17 protein-coding genes are annotated in these 18,952 nt (G+C 68.6%); 7 read left to right on the forward strand and 10 right to left on the reverse strand.

The window, feature by feature from the left end; all coding sequences use genetic code 11:
• The first annotated feature begins 52 nt into the window (after nt 1–52).
• Nucleotides 53–988, forward strand: a complete 936-nt coding sequence (locus AC07PZ_RS20515) for a LysR family transcriptional regulator (RefSeq protein WP_495296967.1) — start codon at nt 53–55, stop codon at nt 986–988.
• On the opposite strand, the gene AC07PZ_RS20520 is transcribed toward AC07PZ_RS20515, so the two are convergent.
• A complete protein-coding gene (locus AC07PZ_RS20520; protein ID WP_495296968.1) occupies nt 982–1,470 on the reverse strand; it encodes a hypothetical protein in 489 nt (162 codons plus the stop codon). The two genes, AC07PZ_RS20515 and AC07PZ_RS20520, sit on opposite strands and share 7 nt — an antisense overlap.
• A 233-nt stretch (nt 1,471–1,703) precedes the next feature.
• Here AC07PZ_RS20520 and AC07PZ_RS20525 point away from each other — a divergent pair, with 233 nt between their 5' ends.
• Nucleotides 1,704–3,329, forward strand: a complete 1,626-nt coding sequence (locus AC07PZ_RS20525) for an EAL domain-containing protein (protein WP_495296969.1) — start codon at nt 1,704–1,706, stop codon at nt 3,327–3,329.
• 34 nt (nt 3,330–3,363) lie between these two features.
• Here the strand turns inward: AC07PZ_RS20525 and AC07PZ_RS20530 are convergent, their stop codons facing one another.
• The 6 genes from AC07PZ_RS20530 to AC07PZ_RS20555 form a co-directional block, all read right to left on the reverse strand.
• Entirely contained in the window at nt 3,364–4,068 is a 705-nt protein-coding gene (locus AC07PZ_RS20530; RefSeq protein ID WP_495296970.1) for an ABC transporter ATP-binding protein, read from the reverse strand.
• Nucleotides 4,061–4,849 (reverse strand): ABC transporter ATP-binding protein, encoded by a 789-nt coding sequence (locus AC07PZ_RS20535; RefSeq protein WP_495296971.1) that lies wholly within the window; start codon nt 4,847–4,849, stop codon nt 4,061–4,063. The genes AC07PZ_RS20530 and AC07PZ_RS20535 overlap by 8 nt, the downstream gene beginning before the upstream one ends.
• On the reverse strand, nt 4,846–5,835 hold the full coding sequence (locus AC07PZ_RS20540) for a branched-chain amino acid ABC transporter permease (RefSeq protein WP_495296972.1): 990 nt from the start codon (nt 5,833–5,835) through the stop codon (nt 4,846–4,848). Before AC07PZ_RS20540 ends, AC07PZ_RS20535 begins: the two co-directional genes overlap by 4 nt.
• Nucleotides 5,835–6,707 carry a branched-chain amino acid ABC transporter permease gene (locus AC07PZ_RS20545; protein ID WP_495296973.1) on the reverse strand — a complete coding sequence of 291 codons (873 nt, stop codon included), beginning with the start codon at nt 6,705–6,707 and terminating at the stop codon, nt 5,835–5,837. Before AC07PZ_RS20545 ends, AC07PZ_RS20540 begins: the two co-directional genes overlap by 1 nt.
• 24 nt (nt 6,708–6,731) lie before the next feature.
• Nucleotides 6,732–7,904: an ABC transporter substrate-binding protein gene (locus AC07PZ_RS20550; RefSeq protein WP_495296974.1), complete on the reverse strand. Its 1,173-nt coding sequence runs from the start codon at nt 7,902–7,904 to the stop codon at nt 6,732–6,734.
• Between the two features lie 194 nt (nt 7,905–8,098).
• Nucleotides 8,099–8,827: a GntR family transcriptional regulator gene (locus tag AC07PZ_RS20555; RefSeq protein WP_495297097.1), complete on the reverse strand. Its 729-nt coding sequence runs from the start codon at nt 8,825–8,827 to the stop codon at nt 8,099–8,101.
• A 233-nt stretch (nt 8,828–9,060) separates the two neighbouring features.
• Between AC07PZ_RS20555 and AC07PZ_RS20560 the strand changes: the two genes are divergently transcribed.
• Nucleotides 9,061–10,176: a 5-methyltetrahydropteroyltriglutamate--homocysteine S-methyltransferase gene (locus AC07PZ_RS20560; RefSeq protein ID WP_495296975.1), complete on the forward strand. Its 1,116-nt coding sequence runs from the start codon at nt 9,061–9,063 to the stop codon at nt 10,174–10,176.
• A gap of 65 nt (nt 10,177–10,241) precedes the next feature.
• The gene (locus tag AC07PZ_RS20565) at nt 10,242–11,615 is read left to right on the forward strand and encodes a phospholipase D-like domain-containing protein (RefSeq protein ID WP_495296976.1); all 1,374 of its coding nucleotides are present in this window, start codon (nt 10,242–10,244) and stop codon (nt 11,613–11,615) included.
• 43 nt (nt 11,616–11,658) lie between these two features.
• Here the strand turns inward: AC07PZ_RS20565 and AC07PZ_RS20570 are convergent, their stop codons facing one another.
• Nucleotides 11,659–12,822, reverse strand: a complete 1,164-nt coding sequence (locus AC07PZ_RS20570; RefSeq protein ID WP_495296977.1) for an ROK family protein — start codon at nt 12,820–12,822, stop codon at nt 11,659–11,661.
• A gap of 245 nt (nt 12,823–13,067) precedes the next feature.
• Between AC07PZ_RS20570 and AC07PZ_RS20575 the strand changes: the two genes are divergently transcribed.
• From AC07PZ_RS20575 to AC07PZ_RS20585, 3 genes are all read left to right on the forward strand, one after another.
• Nucleotides 13,068–14,555, forward strand: coding sequence for a glycine betaine ABC transporter substrate-binding protein (locus AC07PZ_RS20575; protein ID WP_495297098.1), 1,488 nt, complete (start codon nt 13,068–13,070; stop codon nt 14,553–14,555).
• A gap of 136 nt (nt 14,556–14,691) precedes the next feature.
• Entirely contained in the window at nt 14,692–15,741 is a 1,050-nt protein-coding gene (locus AC07PZ_RS20580; RefSeq protein WP_495296978.1) for an alpha/beta hydrolase fold domain-containing protein, read from the forward strand.
• Entirely contained in the window at nt 15,738–16,574 is an 837-nt protein-coding gene (locus AC07PZ_RS20585; protein ID WP_495296979.1) for an alpha/beta hydrolase, read from the forward strand. The genes AC07PZ_RS20580 and AC07PZ_RS20585 overlap by 4 nt, the downstream gene beginning before the upstream one ends.
• Nucleotides 16,575–16,617: 43 nt before the next feature.
• On the opposite strand, the gene AC07PZ_RS20590 is transcribed toward AC07PZ_RS20585, so the two are convergent.
• Together AC07PZ_RS20590 and AC07PZ_RS20595 are read right to left on the reverse strand one after the other, a co-directional pair.
• Nucleotides 16,618–17,916, reverse strand: a complete 1,299-nt coding sequence (locus tag AC07PZ_RS20590; protein WP_495296980.1) for a serine hydrolase domain-containing protein — start codon at nt 17,914–17,916, stop codon at nt 16,618–16,620.
• Complete coding sequence (locus AC07PZ_RS20595; RefSeq protein ID WP_495296981.1) at nt 17,913–18,842, reverse strand: GntR family transcriptional regulator; 930 nt, start codon at nt 18,840–18,842, stop codon at nt 17,913–17,915. The genes AC07PZ_RS20590 and AC07PZ_RS20595 overlap by 4 nt, the downstream gene beginning before the upstream one ends.
• Nucleotides 18,843–18,952 lie beyond the last annotated feature (110 nt).

Raw genomic sequence — 18,952 nt, forward strand, 5'->3', positions numbered from 1 at the left:
GAGCTTCCAAAAGCGGTAATCTGTCAGCCTGAAGATTCCCAAACGGAATGCCATGCGCGACCTCGACCTCACCAGCCTCCGGCTCTTCGTCACCGTTTGCGAGACCCGCAACATCGCCCGCGCCGGGGAACTGGAGAACATCGTCGCCTCGGCCATCAGCAAGCGGCTCGCGCAGCTGGAGAGCGTGGTCGGCACGCAGTTGCTGGAGAGACGGCGCCGCGGCGTGGCGCCGACCGCGGCCGGCGAGATCCTGCTGGAACACGCCCGCGGCATGCTGGCGAGCGCCGAACGCGTCGCCCGCGACATGGCGGCTTACGGCCGCGGCATCAAGGGCCAGGTGCGCATGCTGGCGTCGGTGTCGTCCATCGCGGAAAGCCTGCCCGACGACATCGCCGACTTCCTGCAGGCGCCCGGCCACGAAGACATCCGCGTCGATCTCGAAGAGAGCCTGAGCCGGGACCTGGTGCGTGCCATTCGCGAAGGCTCGGCATCGCTCGGCGTGTGCTGGGACGCAGCCGATCTCGATGGACTGCAGACACGGCGCTACCGCAGCGACCGGCTGGCCATCGTGGCCCATGCATCGCATCCGCTGGCGCGACAGCCGCAATGCAGCTTCGAGGAGACATTGCCGTTCGAGCAGATCGGCCTGCCGGCATCGACGGCCGTGCACACCATGCTGGCGCGCGCGGCGGCGATCATCGGACGGCCCGTGACCTATCGGGCCCTGGTCTCGACCTTCGATGCCGAACTGCGCTGCGTGCGTGCCAACCTCGGCATCGCGGTGGCGCCACGTGAAGTGGTCGAGCCGCTTGCCCACAACTTCGGATTGCGCGTCATCGCGCTCACCGATGCATGGGCCGAGCGCAACTTTTCAATCTGCTTTCGCAACGAGAGCGCGTTGTCGCCGGCGGCAAGACTGCTGCTCGCGCACCTCGCTGCCTGCGCCGATGCCGAGGCGCGCGATCCGCTCGAGCGTTCGGGTCAATGAGAGTGGCGACCCGGCGGCGATGAACGGTCGCCCCCCGCGCCGGGAACGCCCACGTGGTCCCGCAACATGCGCGCAGCCACGTGCAGAAACTCGAACTCCTGATTGCTCAATGCGGTGCAACGCTCGACGTCGAAGTGCGACACGGTGCCCAGCATCTCGCCCTTGTCCGTGTGGATCGGCACGCTGTGATAGCACAGCACGACATCCTGCAACGGGTGGCCCACGAGCCGTCGATCATGGCTCGCGTCGTCGGTGCGAAACGAGCCGTCGCGCATCGCCAGCCGGCAATAGCTGCCGTCGAGCGGAAGGTTCTGCAGGAACAGCGGCCGGATGCCCGCCTTGTCGTGAAGGAACACGTTGCGCAGCCGATCGCCTTCGAGCCGGTAGAGCGCCGTGAAGCGATGCGGCACACGGCCGTTGAGGTAATTCAGCGCGTGCGGCATGCCGCCGGTCCGCAGCAGGGACGCCATCAGCTCGCTCATGGCAGCGGCAGTTTCGCTCAACATGTTCCTAGCATAGCGCGCTGCAACATTCCGTTGCTGTCGCAATTAGATGGGATGCATATATGTGACGCATCACACGAAAATGCGGCGATGATCGATGGGGTCGACAACGCTGTCTTCAAGATGCATTCAAGGAATCCCACAGTCCCGATGGCCCCCAATCACGCTGACGAGGACGTAGAACACACGGGGCTTCGACAGTGAACCTGCCCATGATCTCCATGCGCAGCACGCTCGCCCTGGCGTTGAACCTTGTGGCATGCGCACTCCTGATCTGCACCTGCGTCGCGGTAGCGGCGTGGCTCGCGGACATACGCGGCCACAGCCTCAGCGCCGACCGCGCGATGAAGGCGTCCATCGAAGTGCTGAGCAAGGCCGAAGCCACCAACGCGAACGTCGCGTCGATCATCGCCACGCTGACCCAGCAGGATTTCGGCGACGACGTCTGCGGCGAGGCCAGCCTCAACCTGATGCGGGAACTCACCACCAGTTCGATCCAGGTCCAGGCCATCGGCCGGATGCAGGGCGACAAGCTGCTGTGCTCGACCCTGCGCGGCAGCTATGGCGAGGGCGTGTCGCTCGGCCCCGCGCTGGCCACCGGCAAGCTCGGCACGACGACGCGCGTGATGGTCAACCTGCCGGGCATCGAGGGCCACAAGTACGTGGTGGTCGAGCGCGAAGGGGTCGCCGTGTTCGTCGACCAGAGCGTGGCGCTCGACATCATCCGTACGGCGCCCGACGTGCCGCTGGGCGTGTTCCTGCGCAGCACGGGCACGCCGATCACGGGCCGTGGCGTGTTCCGCAGCGAATGGGCGCACGCACTGCGCGGCGAAGCCGAGGCCAGCTACTTCGACGGCCAGTTCCAGGTGGCCATGCACAGCTCGCCCGAAGTGGACCTCGTCGCGTACGCCGCGCTGCCGGTCGCACGCATCCAGGACAACATCAACGCGGCGCTCTGGGTGATCATGCCGGCCGGCGGGCTGCTGGGTCTGCTGCTGTCCGTCGGCCTGTTCACGCTGATACGCCAGATCACGCATCGCATCACGGGCTTCCGCTTCGCGCTGCAGTCACCGCAGGTGTTCATGCAGTACCAGCCGATCGTCGACCTGCGCAGCGGTCGCTTCGTCGGTGCCGAGGCGCTGATCCGCTGGCAGAGCGGCGAGCGCATGGTGCCGCCCGATCGCTTCATTCCGGCCGCCGAGAAGGCCGGCTTCATCGAGCTCGTGACCGAGCGCGTGGTGCAGCTGGTGGCCGACGATGCGGCCGCCTTCCTGAAGCAGCATCCGGACTTCCACATCAGCATCAACCTGTCGGCCGCCGACCTCAACTCCGATCGGACGGTGAGCATGCTGACCGACATGCTCGACCGCACCGGCCTTCCCGCCCAGAGCTTCTGGGTCGAGGCGACGGAGCGCGGCTTCCTGGAAGGCGGCGTGGTGGCGCGCGTCATCGACGAGATCCGCACCATCGGCATGCGCGTTGCCATCGATGACTTCGGCACCGGCTATTCGAGCCTGGCGTTCCTCAGCAGCTTCAGCCTGGACCTGCTCAAGATCGACAAGCGCTTCGTCGATGCCATCGGCCGCGGCGGCGCGGGCGGCCAGGTCGTGAGCGTGGTGATCGAGCTGGCCAAGTCGCTCGGCCTCGAGGTCGTGGCGGAAGGCGTGGAGACCGAGGCGCAGGCCCGCTTCCTGCGCGAGCACGGCGTGCAGTACGCGCAGGGTTGGCTGTTCGGCCGCCCCAACTCGATTCCTGCGCTGCGCGAGCTCATCTCGCGCAACCGGGCATGGGCCGAGCCCGAACGCACATCGTCGGGATTCGCCGCCACGACGGCTTGAGGCATCGGCTGCGGCCCAGGCAGGGCCGCTTGCGTCAGCGCGCGACGCCGAGCAGCCGGTCGAGCACCGCAGGCTGCGCGCGCAATGCAGCCGCCGTATCGGCATGGACCACCGTGCCGTGGTCGAGCACCACGGCCTGGTCCGAGATCGCGAGGATCGCCTGCGGATGCTGCTCGACGATGATCGCGGCCAGGCCTTCGTCCCGCGTGATGCGGCGTATCGCGCGCAGCAGCTCTTCCACGATGATCGGCGCCAGCCCTTCGAGCGGCTCGTCGAGCAGCAGCAGGCGCGGGTTCACGACCAGCGCGCGGCCGACCGCGAGCATCTGCTGCTCGCCGCCCGACAGCTGCGTCCCCAGGTTGCCCTTGCGCTCGGCCAGGCGCGGGAACATCTCGTAGACCCGCTGCGCATTCCATTTGCCGGCGCGCTCCACCGCCGTGAGGTTCTCGTGCACGGTGAGCGACTTGAAGATATTGCGCTCCTGCGGCACCCAGCCGATGCCGGTCGCGGCACGCTGGTGCGGCGCGAGCTTGTGCAGCGCAACGCCGCCCAGCGCGATGCTGCCGCCATGCTGGCGCGTGGCGCCGGCGAGCGTGTTGATCAGCGTGGTCTTGCCCGTGCCGTTGCGCCCGAGCAGCGCGAGCGTCCGGCCTTCGCCGAGCGACAACGCCACGTCGTGCAGCACCACGGCCTCGCCGTAGCCGGCGCTGAGGTTCTCGATGTGCAGCAGCTCAGACATGGGCATCCTCCGTGGCACCGTGACCCAGGTACACCTCTTTCACCTTCGGATCGTTCGCGATCGTGTCCGGGTCGCCCTCGGTCAGCAGCGTGCCGTTGACCAGCACCGTCATGCGGTCGGCGAAGCTGAACACCAGGTCCATGTCGTGCTCGATCAGCAGCACCGACACGTCGGCCGGCAGGGCGGCCACGGTCTGCAGCAGCTCCTCGCGCTCGCCGGCGGGCACGCCCGCCACCGGCTCGTCTAGCAGCAGCACGCGCGGCTCGCAGGCCAGCGCAATGGCGATCTCGAGCAGCCGGCGCTTGCCATAGGCCAGCTGCTTGACCGGTTGCCGCGCCACGTCGCCCAGATGGAACTGTTCGAGCAGCTGCGCAGCGCGTTCGACCACCACGCGCGACGCGCCGAGCGGCCGCCACCATTGCGCGGCGATGCCCTGCTGCTGCGACACCACCAGCGCCAGCGTCTCCAGCGGCGTCATCGAATCGAAAAGCTGGTTGATCTGGAAGGTCCGCACCATGCCGCGCGCCACACGGCGGTGCGGCGCGAGGTTCGTGATGTCCTCGCCGAGCAGCCGGATGCTGCCTTCGGTCGGCACGAGCACGCCCGTCAGCAGATTGATCAGCGTGGTCTTGCCGGCGCCGTTCGGGCCGATCAGCGCGTGGCGAGCGCCGCGCCGCAGGTTCAGCGAAACGTTGTTGGTGGCCGTGATGCCGCCGAAGCGCATCACCAGGCCGGTGGCCGACAGCACGACGTCGGCGTCGCTTGCAATCGATGCACTCATGGTCCGGCCTTTCGCTTGCTGCCGAACCAGGCCGATGGATGCAGCAGGCGTTCGCGCCCGACCAGCACCAGCAGCACCAGGATCAGGCCGATCCAGAACATCCAGTACTGCGGCGTGACGGCGGACAGCCAGTTCTGCAGCAGCTTGAAGACGATGGCGCCCGCCACGCCACCGTAGAGCCAGCCCACGCCACCGATCACGAGCATCAGCACCACGTCGGCGGAACGGTCGAAGGCCAGCACGTCGAGCGACGCGAAGCCGGTGGTCTGCGCGAGCAGCGCACCCGCGGCACCCGCCACGCCGGCTGCGATCGTGTAGATCACCGCGAGCCGCAAGCCGACCGGCAGGCCGATCGCCATGGCGCGCAGCCGGTTGTCGCGGATCGCCTTCAGCGTGGCGCCGAAGGGCGAATGCACGAGCCGCCGCATGAGCAGGAACAGCACGAGCGTGATGCCCAGCGAATACCAGGCGGCGACGCGGCCGAACAGGTCGAACTCGAACAGGCCGAGCACCGGCCCGAGCACCACGCCCTGCAGCCCGTCGGCACCGCCGGTCAGCCAGTCGAGCTTGTTGGCGAGTTCGAGCAGCAGCAGCGCAGTGCCCAGCGTGACCATCAGCCGCGTGAGGTCGCTGCCGCGCAGGATCGTGACGCTGGCCACCGCCCCCAGCGCCGCGGCCGCGAGCATCGCGACCAGCAGCCCGACCGTCGGGTCCGGCATCACGAGCTTGGCGAACAACGCCGCCACGTAGGCGCCGAAACCGAAGAAGGCGGCATGGCCGAGCGACACGATGCCGGTGTAGCCGAGGATCAGGTCGAGCGACATCGCGAACAGCGCGACGATCGCGATCTCGTTGACCAGCAGCGAATGCGAGGGCATCGCGAGCGGCAGCGCGAAGGCCACGGCCCAGGCGACGAATTCGAGCGGCTTCCAGCGCGCCTTGCGCAACAACGCGGCCTGCGCGTCGGCAACGGAGAAGGCGGCCATCAGCGTGCTCCCTTGCGCACGAACAGGCCCTGCGGGCGCCACATGAGGATCAGGATCATCAGCAGGTAGACGGTGAAAGCGCCCATCTTGGGAATGAAGTATTTGCCGCCCACGTCGGCGATGCCCAGCAGCAGCGCCGCCGCCAGCGGTCCGGTGATCGACGAGGTACCGCCGACCGACACCACGATCAGGAAATAGATCATGTACTTGAGCGGGAAGGTCGGATCGAGCCCGAGGATCTCGGCACCGAGCGCACCGCCCAGCCCGGCCAGGCCGGAGCCGACCGCGAAGGTCAGCAGGAACACCACGTTGACGTTGATGCCCAGCCCCGCCGCCACGCGCGGGTCGTCGACCGCGGCGCGCAGCCGGCTGCCGAAGCGCGTCTTCGACAGGATGAGCTGCAGCGCGACGGTCAGCACGGCGCAGACGGCGATGATGAACAGGCGGTAATGGCCCATGCCGAGCAGCAGCGCGCCGTCGCCGAACTCGCTGCGGCCGCGCAGCCATTCGGGCAACTGAACGTTCTGCTGCGAGGAGCCGACGAAGTAGTCGATCGCGGCCACCGCCATGAAGGCCAGCCCGATCGAGAACAGCACCTGGTCGAGGTGCGACTTGCCGTACATCGGCCGGTACAGCGTGCGTTCCAGCAGCGCTCCCGCCAGCCCGACCACGACGAAGGCGAGCGGCAGGCACCACAGGAAGGGCACGCCGAACTTCTGCATCGCGAACACGGTGAGATAGCCGCCCGCCATCGCGAACGCGCCGTGCGCGAGGTTGATGAAGTTCATCAGCCCCAGCGTCACGGCGAGCCCGACTGCGAGCACGAACAGCAGCATGCCGTAGGCGATACCGTCAAAGAGAATAGTGAGCATGCTGCGATTCGCGTCCTCGTGCGCTTACTTGGTTTTTGCCGGGTCCTTGACGGACTTGATCACGTCGAACTCGACGTTGTAGAGCTGGCCGTCCTTCTTCTCGACCTTGCGCAGGTACACGTCCTGCACCACGTCGCGGGTCTGCGCGTCGATCAGGATCTGGCCGCGCGGGCTTTCGAAGATCTGGCCCTTCATCGCGGCCAGCAGCGCGTCGCCGCCACCCTGGCCCTTGGTCGTCTTGAGCGCCTCGTAGATCACGCGCATGCCGTCGTAGCCACCGACGGCCATGAAGTTGGGCCGCATCTTCGGGTTGGCCTTCTCGAAGGCCTCGACGAACTTCTTGTTCAGCGCCGACGGATGCGCGGCCGAGTAATGGTGCGAGGTGACCACGCCGAGTGCGCCGTCGCCCATGTCGTTGAGCTGGTCGTCGTCGGTCACGTCGCCGGTCGCGATCATCTTGATGCCGGCCTTGTCCATGCCGCGCTCCAGGAACTGCTTCATCACGGCCGCGCCGGCGCCCGAGGGCACGAACACGAACAGCGCATCGGGCTTGATGTCGCGCACCTTCTGCAGGAAAGGCGCGAAGTCCGGGTTGCGCAGCGGCACGCGCAGCTTGTCGAGCACCTTGCCGCCGTTGAGCTGGAAGCGCTCGCTGAAGTACTTCTCGGCATCGTTGCCGGGGCCGTAGTCGGCCACCAGCGTCACCACGCTCTTGATGCCGTTCTTCGGCGCCCAGTCGCCCATCGGCACCGACACCTGCGGCAGCGTGAAGCCCGAACGCACGATGTACGGCGATGCCTCGGTGATGCTCGACGTGGCGGCAGCCATCACGAGCTGCGGCGTCTTCGACTGCGTGGCGACCGGCGCCACCGACAGCGCCAGCGGCGTGAGGCCGAAGCCGGCCAGCACGTTGACCTTGTCGTTCACCACCAGCTCCTGGGCCAGGCGCTTGCTCACGTCGGGCAGGCCGGTGTCGTCCTTGACGATCAGCTGCACCTTCTTGCCGGCGACGGTGTCGCCGTTCTGCGCCATGTAGAGACGCGCGGCGGCTTCGATCTGGCGGCCGGTGGAGGCCGACTGTCCGGTCATCGGAAGGATCAGGCCGATCTTGAAACTGTTGTCCTGCGCATGCGCGAACGGCATGGCGAGGGCGATGGCGGTCAGGCTCGCGGCCTGGATGAGATGTCGACGCTGCATGGGATTTGTCTCCTTGTGGGAATGCCGGGTGGGGGTTATTGTGAACAGAGGTAATGGATTCGGGGGCCTTGGGAACTACCTAAGGACGCACGCCGACAGACGCCTTCTGCGCGATCAGCAAAGCGCCTGCGCGATGATCGCGCGGCCTCCCTCGGGTGTCGTGTCGTCGGGGTCATCGAGGTCATCGGGGTGGATCAGTAGTCGCGTCGCCGGATGAGCTGCACGCCGGGCAGCGGATGGTTGGCGGTGCCGTGCAGCGCCTCCTTCAGATTGCGCTGCGCGATGCGGCTGTGCTCGCGCATCAGCGCCTCGGCCCGCGAGCCCTCGCGGTTCTCGATCGCGTCGAGCACCTGCACGTGCTGGTCCTGCGCAATCATCAGCATGTCGCGCGCCGCCGGCGAATTCGCCTGCACCACGACGAACCCCGACGGCGATGCGAACGGCAGGTTGACGATGCGCTGCAACTGCTGCGCGATCACCGGGCTGCCCGACATCTCGGCCAGCAGCAGATGGAAGTTCTCGTTGAAGCCGACGTAGCGCGAGAAGGCCGCATCGTCGAGCGACGGCTCGCGCAGCAGGGCATCGATGCGCGTCAGGCAGGCCCGCGCCTCGCGCAGCACGACCGGCGGCGCGCCGCGTTCGGCGGCAAGCCGGGCCGCGAGTCCTTCGAGCGTGCCGCGCAGCTCGATCGAGTCGGCCACGTCGCGCTCCGAGAAGGTCTTGACCGCATAGCCGCCGTTCTGCAGCGCCTGTAGCAAGCCTTCCTGTTCGAGCCGCATCAGCGCGCTGCGCACCGGCGTGCGCGACACGCCCAGTAGCTCGGAGATCGCGACCTCGGCGATGCGCGCGCCGCCCGGCAACTCACCGGCCAGCACCATCTCGCGCAGGCGCAACTGCGTCTTGACGGCCTGCGAGAACTGCATGCCGCCCTCGCTGGCTTCGGCCTCGCCGACCGTCACGTTCCGAGCGGTGGGTGGGGCGTTCGCTGGCGTCTTCATGGGATACGCAATGTATCCAGCGCAGCCCACAAATCCCAGGCGATTCGGCTCCATCAAGGGTAAACACTGAAGGTTCTGTATCCATTGAACGACTGCAGACAGCGTTTACGATGGATCGACCTTTCCCTGCAACCCCAGAACCGGAGACGACGAACACCATGTCACATGCTGCCCTGCCCGCCCGCTACGACCACGTCGGGAGCTTCCTGCGACCGCAATACCTGCTCGAGGCCCGCGAGCGCAAAGCCAAGGGCGAGATCACGCCCGAGCAGTTGCGCACCGTCGAAGACAAGGCGATCACCGAGATCGTGAAGTTCCAGGAAGACATCGGCCTGAAGAGCATCACCGACGGCGAATTCCGCCGCACCTATTTCCACATCGACTTCCTCGACCAGCTCGGCGGCGTGAAGACGGACATCCCGGTGACGATCCGCAAGCCCGACGGCAGCGAAGAACTGGCGCCGCCGGTGCTGCGCGTCATCGACAAGGTGCGCCACGTCAAGGACATCCAGCTCGCGGACTTCCAGTACCTGAAGAGCCAGGTGTCGGCCGGCAACACGCCCAAGGTGACGATCCCCTCGCCGACCATGCTGCACTTCCGTGGCGGCCGTGCGGGCATCAGCAAACAGGCCTATCCCGAGCTCGACCCGGCGTTCTACGACGACGTGGCCAAGGCCTATGGCGACGAGCTGCGCTCGCTGGCCGCGGCCGGCTGCAACTACGTGCAGATGGACGACACCAACCTCGCCTACCTGTGCGACGAGAACATGCGCGAGGCGGCCCGCCAGCGCGGCGACGACCCGAACGAACTGCCGCACCGCTACGCCGCCTTCATCAACAAGGTGGTCGCGCAGAAGCCGCCGGGCATGCTGCTCGCGATGCATCTGTGCCGCGGCAACTTCAAGAGCACGCATGCCGCGGCCGGCAACTACGAGCCGGTGGCGGAGGCCTTGCTGAAGGAGATGGACCTCGACGCCTACTTCATGGAGTACGACGACGCCCGTTCCGGCGACTTCAAGCCGCTGCGCTTCCTGCCGGAGGGCAAGACCGTGGTGCTGGGCCTGGTGACCACCAAGTTCGGCGAGATGGAAGACAAGGACGAGCTCAAGCGCCGCATCGAAGCCGCCGCCAAGTACGCGCCGCTGGAGCAGCTCGCGCTGTCGCCGCAGTGCGGTTTTTCGAGCACCGTGCACGGCAACAACATCGCGGTCGAGGCGCAGCGCGCCAAGCTGCGGCTGGTCATCGAGACGGCACAGGAAGTCTGGAAGGACTGAGCCACAAGCCCCGGCCCGCACAGGTCATGCGGGCCGCGCGCCATGCCGCGGGTTAACCTCGACGCATGGCGCATCCCTTCCTGGCCTGGCTGCCTTCCCTCTCCCAGCACTTCCTGGTCGTCACCGGTGCATTGCTCGCCTACGTGCTGACCACGCGGGCGCGGCGCGAGCAGCGGGCGCCGGCCACGGCGATCGCCTGGGTCATGGGGCTGCTGCTGCTGCCCTATCTCACGCTGCCGATGTACCTGCTGTTCGGCCAGCGCAAGCTGCGCCCCTCCGGCTCGCCGCGGCCGCCACGCTCGGGGCCCGCGGGACATTGGGCAGCCGACCTGATCGAAAGCTTCGGCCTCGCCGCACCGGGCCGCTGCGACATCCGGCTGCATGCCGACGGCGCTGCTGCACGCGACGCGCTGTGGCGCGTGATCGACGGTGCGCAGGAACGCATCGACGTCTGCACCTTCATCATCGGCGACGACCCGCTCGGGCACGAGGTGATCGCGCGGCTCACGCAGCGCGCGCGCGACGGCATCCACGTGCGGGTGCTGCTCGACGGCTTCGGCGCGCTCACGCTGCCGCGCCGCCACTTCGACGCGTTGCGCGCCGCGGGCGGCGAGGTGTCGGTGTTCCGCCCCTTCTTCGGCCTGCGCCGCAGCGGCCCGCGCAACCTGCGCAACCATCGCAAGCTCACGATCGCCGACGACGCCTGGCTCTGGGCCGGTGGGCGCAATCTGGCAGGCGAGTACTTCACCGGCAACGACGCGCATCCGGTGCCGTGGCACGACCTGTCCTTCGACCTGCACGGCGACGTGGCGAGCGCCGCGGCGCGCCAGTTCAACCATGACTGGGGCTCGGTGCTCGGGCGCCACAAGCGCCCGGTCGCGCCGCCGCCGGGCGACGTCGCGGGCGACTTCGCGCAGTTCCTGCCGAGCGGCCCCGACCAGACCGAGGACACCGCCCATGCGCTGCTGATCGACGCGTGCTTCCGCGCCGAGCACCGGCTGCTCGCCGTCACGCCCTACTTCGTGCCCGACGACGGACTGCGCAACGCGCTGCGGCTGGCCGCGCGGCGCGGCGTGCAGGTGACCATCGCGATTCCAGAGCGCTCGAACCACCGGCTGACCGACTTCGTGCGCGCCCGCGCCATGCGCGACCTGGCGCATGCCGGCGTGAACTTCCGCATGCTGCCCTTCATGGCGCATGCCAAGGCCGTTGTCGTGGACGAGGAACTGGCGATGTGCGGCTCCATCAACCTCGACCTGCGCAGCCTGCTGCTCAACCATGAAGCCGCCGTCGTGTTCTACGGCCGCCAGGAGATCGACTGGCTCGCGCAGTGGATCGACAAGGTCGCGGCCAGCGGCACGCCCTACCGCGCGCATCGGCCCGGGCTGCCGCGCGACCTGGCGGAAGGCCTGTTGCTGACCGTCGCCTTCCAGCTGTAGCTGCGTCGCCACATCCGGCCGCTCAGCCGGCCAACCAGGCCCGTCAGCGCCGGTTCGTGTAGCTCGCGTTGCCCAGCCCCGTGCCGATGGTCAGCACGCCCCAGCGGCGCACCTCCTGCATGAAGGGCAGCTCGCTCAGCCCCTGCACCACCGCGTCGTTGTGCATCAGCACCGTCGTGAGCTGGTTGCTGATGACCGGGATCTTCTTGCGCAGCTCGCTCGGCAGGTGGAAGGTGTCGGCCTCCCAGTCGCCGGGCAGGTTCTGCGTGCCGTTGGCGATCGACCCGTCCTTGCGGATCACGCCCGGGCAGGCGATGCCGATGAAGGGCGCGAGCCGGATGTTCTTGCGCGCGCTGTAGCGCACCATGTCCTCCAGCATCTCCGCGAGGCGGTCGACCAGCCCGCGGCGGCTCGGCTTGTCGTCGGCATGGCGCCATTTCTCGCGCCGCACCACCTTGGCCTTCGACAGGTCGGCGGCCCGGCGCACGCGCGTCTTGACGATGCCGCAGCGCACGTTGGTGCCGCCGATGTCGACCGCGAGGATCGCGTCGTGGCCCTTGAGCATCGGCGGCGGCGTCAGATGCACCCAGCCGATCAGACCGCCGTTGTCGACCTCGTGCGACAGCCGCGCGATCTGCACGTGGATGCGCATCTCTTCGAGGATGGCCGCGGCCTGCAGGATGGCCCGCTCGCCCACGTCGCTCTCGGGAAATCCGCCACCGATCACGATGCGCTCGACCCGGTCCCATGAAGGCTGGCGAAGGAAGCGCTGGATCACATAGGCCAGGTCCTGAGCGAACTCCTCGATCGCACCGTGCACGATGTCGCCGGCCTCCGACGCATGCTTGGCCGCGACGACCAGGTCGAGCTGCTTCTTCGTGAGGTCGCGCGAATGCGACAGCCCGAGCGGATCGTCGCCCTTCTTGCGGCGACGCTTGCGCCAGCGCTCCAGCAGCTCGCGGAAGGCGGTCTGGCTGGCCTGGTCGCCGACGAAGCCGTCCTTGTCGCGCACCTGCAGGCTGTAGCCGTCGACCGTGACCGACGGCAGCTCGCGCGCGCCGTGGACTTCGACGTAGGGAACGGCTTTCTCGGCAGCGGCCGATTTCGAAGCCTTGGCTCCTTTGGCGGGCTTCGAAGCTTGCGGCGCTTTGGAGACCCTGGAGGCTTTCGAAGCTTTGGAGGCGTTGGTCGTGGGCTTGTCGGCCATGGCGTCTTTCAAGAGAGGATGTTCGCGGCGCAATGAATGAAGCAATGAAGCCCGCCGCGCGATGCGTCGACTCTCCTTCATCGGCCGCGCAAGCCGCATCGGTGACGCCGACAAAGGCCTGTAGGAAACCGGCGTGACTCGGCGCACGCGGCGTCGCCATCACGATCGCCGTCTATAAACTGCGGCGGATGCACACATCACGCCCTGCCTGGCCCGTCGGGTTTTCCACGCTGATCCGCCTGGGCATGCTGTTGTGCATGCTGTGCGCCGCATCTGTGGCATCGGCCCAGCCCGATGGCTTGCGCATCGGATCGAAGCGCTTCACCGAGTCGTACATCCTGGCCGAGGTGCTCGCGCAGACCGCGGCGCCGCAACTGCACGAAGCGCCGCAGGTCCGCCAGGGCCTGGGCAACACGGCCATCGTGTACGAGGCGCTGCGCTCCGGCGGCATCGACCTGTATGCCGAGTACACCGGCACCATCGCACTGGAGATCCTCAAGGGCGAAGGCACGATGACGCGCGACGCCATGAACACGGCGCTCGCGCCGCTCGGGCTCGGTGTCGCGATCCCGCTGGGCTTCAACGACGGCTATGCGCTGGCGATGCGCGCGGCCGATGCCGATCGGCTCCAGCTGCGCACGCTGAGCGACCTGGCTCGCCACCCCGAGCTGAAGCTCGGCCTGTCGAACGAGTTCATCGGCCGCGCGGACGGCTGGCGCGGACTGGCCGCGCGCTACGGCCTCGCGCAGTCGCCGACCGGTCTCGACCACGGGCTGGCCTACGACGCGATCGCCTCGAAGCAGGTCGACGTCATCGACATCTACACCACAGACGCGAAGATCGACCACCTGGGCCTGCGCGTGCTGCAGGACGATCGCCGCTACTTCCCGCGCTACGACGCGGTCGTGCTCTACCGGCTCGACCTGCCGACGCGCCAGCCGAAGGCCTGGGCCGCGCTGCAGAAGCTCGAAGGGCGGGTCGACGAGCACGCGATGATCGCGATGAACGCACGCGCCGAGCTGCAGGGCGCGGCCTTCGACACCATCGCGCGCGACTTCCTGGCCGGGCCGGCGGCAGCCGGCAGTCAGGCAGGTGACGGCACGATCCGCAGCTTCGCCGCCAAGCTGTTCGGCCCCGACCTGGGCCGGCTCGCGCGGCAGCATCTGCTGCTGGTCGCCGTGTCGGTCGGGCTGGCGATCCTGATCGCGGTGCCGCTCGCCGTGCTGGTGTTCGGCCACCTGCGGCTGCGCGCGGTGCTGCTCGGACTGACCGGCCTGCTGCAGACCATTCCGTCGCTCGCGCTGCTGGCGGTGCTGATCTCGGCGATCGGCGCCATCGGCACGCTGCCTGCGCTGATCGCGCTCACGCTCTATTCGCTGTTGCCGATCATGCGCAACACCGTGACCGGCCTGGCCGAGGTGCCGGCCGGCTTGCGGCAGGCTGGCACCGCGCTGGGCATGACGCATGCGCAGAACCTGCGCCTGGTGCTGCTGCCGATCGCGCTGCCGACCTTGATCGCGGGCGTGCGCACCGCCACCACGATCGCGATCGGCACCGCCACCATCGCGGCCTTCATCGGCGCCGGCGGCTTCGGCGAACGAATCGTCACCGGGCTGGCGCTGAACGACCGCGCCTTGCTGGTCGCCGGCGCATTGCCGGCCGCGGCGCTGGCATTGCTGAGCGAACTGCTGTTCGAGCTGATCGAGTGGCTGATGCGGCGCCGGCAGCGCTGATGGTCTCTTCGCTTTGTATTTTCAGCACCGGAAAACCATGGCCGTCGCGGCACCCAAAGAACACTGCGCTTCCTAAGATGACCGGCGGCCGGCCCGCGCCGCGGGCCGATCTCCCGACAGTCCCGAAAGGCTCCGTGTGACACCGCCCTCTTCCCCAGCCTCGTCCTCCGCCGCCATCGCGCCCGATTGGCTGACCCCGCGCGCACCGCCGCCGCTCGACCCGCAGGTCCTGGCCGTGATGCGCCAGATGGGCGCCGAAAGCCTGAAGTACCCGCCGCGCCACCTGATCCCGATCGCGGAAGGCCGGGCCATCGCCGAGAAGCTGCGCGTACCCGCCGCCCAGGGCGGCCCGGCGATGGCGCGCACCGTCGAGCAGCTTCTGCCGACGCGCCACGGCGACGTGCGCGTGCGCGTCCACTACCCCGAAGGCCGCGCCTTGAAAGGCGCACTCGTCTACCTGCACGGCGGCGGCTTCGCGCTCTTCAGCCTCGACACGCACGACCGCGTGATGCGCGAGTACGCGAGCCGCGCCGGCATCGCCGTGATCGGCGTTGCCTATTCGCTGGCGCCGGAAGCCTGCTTTCCGCAGCCGCTCGACGAATGCGTGGACGTGATGCGCTGGCTGCAGGCGAACGCGCAGACGCTCGACATCGACCCCGCGCAGCTCTTCATCGGCGGCGACTCGGCCGGCGCCAACCTGTCGCTCGGCACCTGCCTGACGCTGCGCGACGAAGGCCACCTGCTGCCGTGCGGCATGCTGCTGAACTACGGCGCCTACCGCACCGATCTCTACCACGCGTCGGCGCTGCGCTACGGCGCGGGCGAGTACGGCCTGTCGGTCTACATGATGGTCTGGTTCCAGGCGCTCTACCTGCGCAAGCCCGAGGACTTCAGCGACCCGCGCATGAACAGCCTGAGCGCCCGGCTCCAAGGCCTGCCGCCGGCCTTCCTGGTGATCACCGAACTCGACCCGCTGCAGGACGACAGCGTGGAGATGGCGGCGCGGCTGTCGGCCGCCGGCGTCGAGGTGCAGTCGACGCTGTACCCCGGCACCATCCACGGCTTCCTGGAGATGGTCGGCTCGGTCGACGTGGCCGGCCGCGCCTTCGACGACTCGGCGCGCTGGCTGCGCGCTCAACGTGGCGCCGCGGCAGCGTCGACGCCCACCGAAGGACAGCACGCATGAAATCCACGCCGGGCCATGGACGCCTGCTGAGCTACTACGACTGGGGCGCCACGCCCTTCTACGCACTGCAGGCCGACCAGCGCTTTGCATACTGCATGTACGTGCCGCAGAGCTACGACGAAGACGCTGCGCGCACTTACCCGCTGGTGGTGCTGGTGCATGGCAGCAACCGCACGCCGCACGTCTACCGCGACGCCTTCCAGGCCTTCTGCGAAGAACACCACTGCATCGCGCTGGCGCCGCTGTTTCCGGTCGGCCTGGGCGCGCCCGGTGCGGCCGATGGCTACAAGTGGATCGAGTCGCACGGCGTGCGCTACGACCTCGTGCTGCTGCAGATGGTCGACGAGGTCGCGCGCAAATGGCGCACCGCGCCGCGCTTCCTGCTGCATGGCTTCTCGGGCGGCGGGCACTTCACGCACCGCTTCGCCTACCTGCAGCCGCAACGCCTGCTCGCGGCATCGATCGGCGCGCCGGGCGTGGTCACGCCGCTGGACCTGTCGGCGCCCGCATGGCGCGGCGTGGCCGACCTGGCCGAGCGCTTCGGCCGGGCCGTCGACATCGACGCGTTGCGCCAGGTGCACGTGCAGATGGTGGTCGGCGGCAACGATGTCGAGACCTGGGAGATCGCCGTGCCACCCGGCAGCCCGCTCCACATCGACGGCATCAACGACGAGCGCACTTCGCGCATCGGCCGCCTGCGCGCGCTGCAGGCGTCGTGGGAGCGGCACGGCATCGCGGTGCGCTTCGATGAAGTGCCCGGCGTCGCGCACAAGATACCGGGCGTGCTGCCCGCGGTGCAGGACTTCTTTGCGGACGTGATCGCCGGGCGCTGAGCCGGCCTGCCGCAGCCGGCGCGGCTGCGGCCCCGCGCTGCGCTCAGGGCGCCTGCATCAGCCGCGCCGCCAGTGCGCGGAACGCCGGCATCACCGTCGGCAGGTGGCCATGCGCCGCCAGCGGATGCGACGCGAAGCGCGCGACCACCATCTCCGCCACCGGATCGATGTGCAGCATCTGGCCATGGATGCCCTGCGCCGTGAAGCTGCCATGCGGGTCGTGCGCGACCCACCACATGTTGCGGTAGCTCCAGCCGGCCAGCCGGACCATGCCGGCCTTGGCGAAGCGCGCCGGATCGGCGCCGCGGCGGATGTCGTCGACGACCGCTTCCGGCACGATCTGCGCACCGTTGAAGCGCCCGCGCAGTCGCATCATCTCGCCGAAGCGGGCCAGGTCGCGCAGCCCGCAGCTCAGGCCGCCGCCGGCCGACTCGGCACCCTGGCCGTCGAGCGCGAAGGCCGCGTCCTGCTCGGCGCCGAGCCGCGACCAGATGCGCTCGCTCAGCACCCGCGCGAGCGACCGGCCGGACGCACGGCTGACGAGCCAGCCCAGCACGTCGGTGTTGACGGTCTTGTAGGCAAAGGCATCGCCGTGCACGCCACGCTGCGGCACGGTCTGCAGGAACTGCCGGAAGCCCTGCGGCCCCGCATAGCCCGCAGGCCGCGGCAGCAGTTCGCCTGCGCGCGCATAGCCCCAGACGCTGGCATCGGGGTCGGCGTAGTCCTCCGAATAGTCGAGCGCGGTCGTCATGTCCATCACCTGCCGCACCGTCGCCGTGCCGAAGGCGCTGGCGGCGAGTTCGGGGATGTAGTGCGTGACCATCGCCTCGGGGTCGAGCGTGCCTTCGGCGGCCAGCATCGCGCCCACGGTGCCGACCACCGACTTCGTGACCGACATCGCCATGTGCTGGCCATCGTCCTGCAGCGCGCCGAAGTAGCGCTCGTACACGATGCGCCCGCGGTGCAGCACCACCGCGCCATCGGCATGCACCGCGGCCAGCGCCTCCTGCCAGGTGGCGGGCATGCCGTCCTGCAGCGGGACGAATCCGAGCGCGTCGAGGTCGTCGCGCTCGGCACGCGGCAACACGGCGACCGGGCCCTGGCCGCGCGGCACGTTGCGGGTCGGCTGCAGTTCGCGCAGGTGCGAGAAGGCCCAGCGGTTGTGCGGAAACTCGAAGATCGACGTGGTGCGCGGCGGACGCAGTGGCGGCGACCCGGCACCGGATGCGGCCGGCGGCGCGAAGCCGTCGCGCCAGTAATGGGCGGTGGCCGAAGCGGCGATGCCGGCTGCATCGTCCGTGCCTGCGGTGCCTGTCGCGTCGGCGAGAAGAGTTGACGTCATGTGGATTCCCGTTCGTTGAGGGCGCCGATCACGCGGCGCTCCAGGATGTCGGCGGCCCGGCTGAGGTGCGCGCGCATACGCTGCTCCGCGGCGGGCAGGTCGTTGGCCTCGACCGCGTCGAGGATCTGCAGATGCTCTTCGCTCGACTTGCGCAGTGCCGCGGCACTGACCAGCGGGTAGTCCGACAGATCGGACATGCGGCGCAGCCGGTTCTGCTGGCGCACCGCATCGAGGATGAAGCGGTTGCCCGATGCGCTGGCCAGCAGTTCGTGCAGCTCGGCGTTGGCTTCGAAGAAGTCCATCCAGGTGTAGCGCGGCGCATGGCTGATCAGCGCGCGCTGGCGGTCGCGGCAGGCCAGCAGCCGGTCGCGGTCGATGCGGAATCCGGGCTCGCGCAGCGCGGCGCACTCGACCGTCAGGCGGAACCGGTAGCTCTCGCGTTCGCTCTCGACAGAGTCCAGCGTTTCGGTGAACTCCCAGCGCTGGTAGTGGCGCCCGCGCAGCACGCCGTCCTGCAGCATCGTGGTGAGCACGCTGCGCAACAGCGGCCGGCGCACGCCGTAGGTCTGCGCGAGTTCGAGCTCGTTGACGCGGGTCGGCAGCTTGCCGGCCAGGCGGTCGCGCAGCAGCCGGTAGTACAGCGTCTTCTCCTCGTCCTCCGGCATGTCGCGGCGCGCCAGGCCGAGCGCCTCGCGGTCCGCGGCCAGCGTGTAGCCGCGGTTGGGCAGGTGCGCCAGCACCGCGCGCTCATGCAGGAAGCGCAGTGCGGCGCGCACCGGCGTGCGCGAAATGCCCAGCCGGCTGGCCAGGTCCGCCTCGGTCAGATGGCGGCCGTTCTGGTAGCTGCCGGCCAGCGCCTGATCAAGGATGAAGCGGCTCACGCGTTGCGTGAGCGGCGGTACCGGTTTCTCAAATTCTGGGCCCATGCAGGGTTCTCCGGATGCGTCCGACGGGCTCGATGATCGCGGCTCTTTTGTATTTCTGCCACGCCAAAAACCATGTACATACCGGCTCGAAAAAACAATTTCCGTTCCTA

The sequence above is a fragment of the Variovorax sp. GW821-FHT10B04 genome (assembly GCF_059415645.1).

What these genes read in the sequence shown, in the direction of transcription:
- AC07PZ_RS20515 (WP_495296967.1), top strand. Translation starts at nt 53, where the DNA reads ATGCGCGACCTCGACCTCACCAGCCTCCGGCTCTTCGTCACCGTTTGC.
- AC07PZ_RS20520 (WP_495296968.1), bottom strand. Translation starts at nt 1,470, where the DNA reads ATGAGCGAGCTGATGGCGTCCCTGCTGCGGACCGGCGGCATGCCGCAC.
- AC07PZ_RS20525 (WP_495296969.1), top strand. Translation starts at nt 1,704, where the DNA reads ATGATCTCCATGCGCAGCACGCTCGCCCTGGCGTTGAACCTTGTGGCA.
- AC07PZ_RS20530 (WP_495296970.1), bottom strand. Translation starts at nt 4,068, where the DNA reads ATGTCTGAGCTGCTGCACATCGAGAACCTCAGCGCCGGCTACGGCGAG.
- AC07PZ_RS20535 (WP_495296971.1), bottom strand. Translation starts at nt 4,849, where the DNA reads ATGAGTGCATCGATTGCAAGCGACGCCGACGTCGTGCTGTCGGCCACC.
- AC07PZ_RS20540 (WP_495296972.1), bottom strand. Translation starts at nt 5,835, where the DNA reads ATGGCCGCCTTCTCCGTTGCCGACGCGCAGGCCGCGTTGTTGCGCAAG.
- AC07PZ_RS20545 (WP_495296973.1), bottom strand. Translation starts at nt 6,707, where the DNA reads ATGCTCACTATTCTCTTTGACGGTATCGCCTACGGCATGCTGCTGTTC.
- AC07PZ_RS20550 (WP_495296974.1), bottom strand. Translation starts at nt 7,904, where the DNA reads ATGCAGCGTCGACATCTCATCCAGGCCGCGAGCCTGACCGCCATCGCC.
- AC07PZ_RS20555 (WP_495297097.1), bottom strand. Translation starts at nt 8,827, where the DNA reads ATGCAGTTCTCGCAGGCCGTCAAGACGCAGTTGCGCCTGCGCGAGATG.
- AC07PZ_RS20560 (WP_495296975.1), top strand. Translation starts at nt 9,061, where the DNA reads ATGTCACATGCTGCCCTGCCCGCCCGCTACGACCACGTCGGGAGCTTC.
- AC07PZ_RS20565 (WP_495296976.1), top strand. Translation starts at nt 10,242, where the DNA reads ATGGCGCATCCCTTCCTGGCCTGGCTGCCTTCCCTCTCCCAGCACTTC.
- AC07PZ_RS20570 (WP_495296977.1), bottom strand. Translation starts at nt 12,822, where the DNA reads ATGGCCGACAAGCCCACGACCAACGCCTCCAAAGCTTCGAAAGCCTCC.
- AC07PZ_RS20575 (WP_495297098.1), top strand. Translation starts at nt 13,068, where the DNA reads ATGCTGTTGTGCATGCTGTGCGCCGCATCTGTGGCATCGGCCCAGCCC.
- AC07PZ_RS20585 (WP_495296979.1), top strand. Translation starts at nt 15,738, where the DNA reads ATGAAATCCACGCCGGGCCATGGACGCCTGCTGAGCTACTACGACTGG.
- AC07PZ_RS20590 (WP_495296980.1), bottom strand. Translation starts at nt 17,916, where the DNA reads ATGACGTCAACTCTTCTCGCCGACGCGACAGGCACCGCAGGCACGGAC.
- AC07PZ_RS20595 (WP_495296981.1), bottom strand. Translation starts at nt 18,842, where the DNA reads ATGGGCCCAGAATTTGAGAAACCGGTACCGCCGCTCACGCAACGCGTG.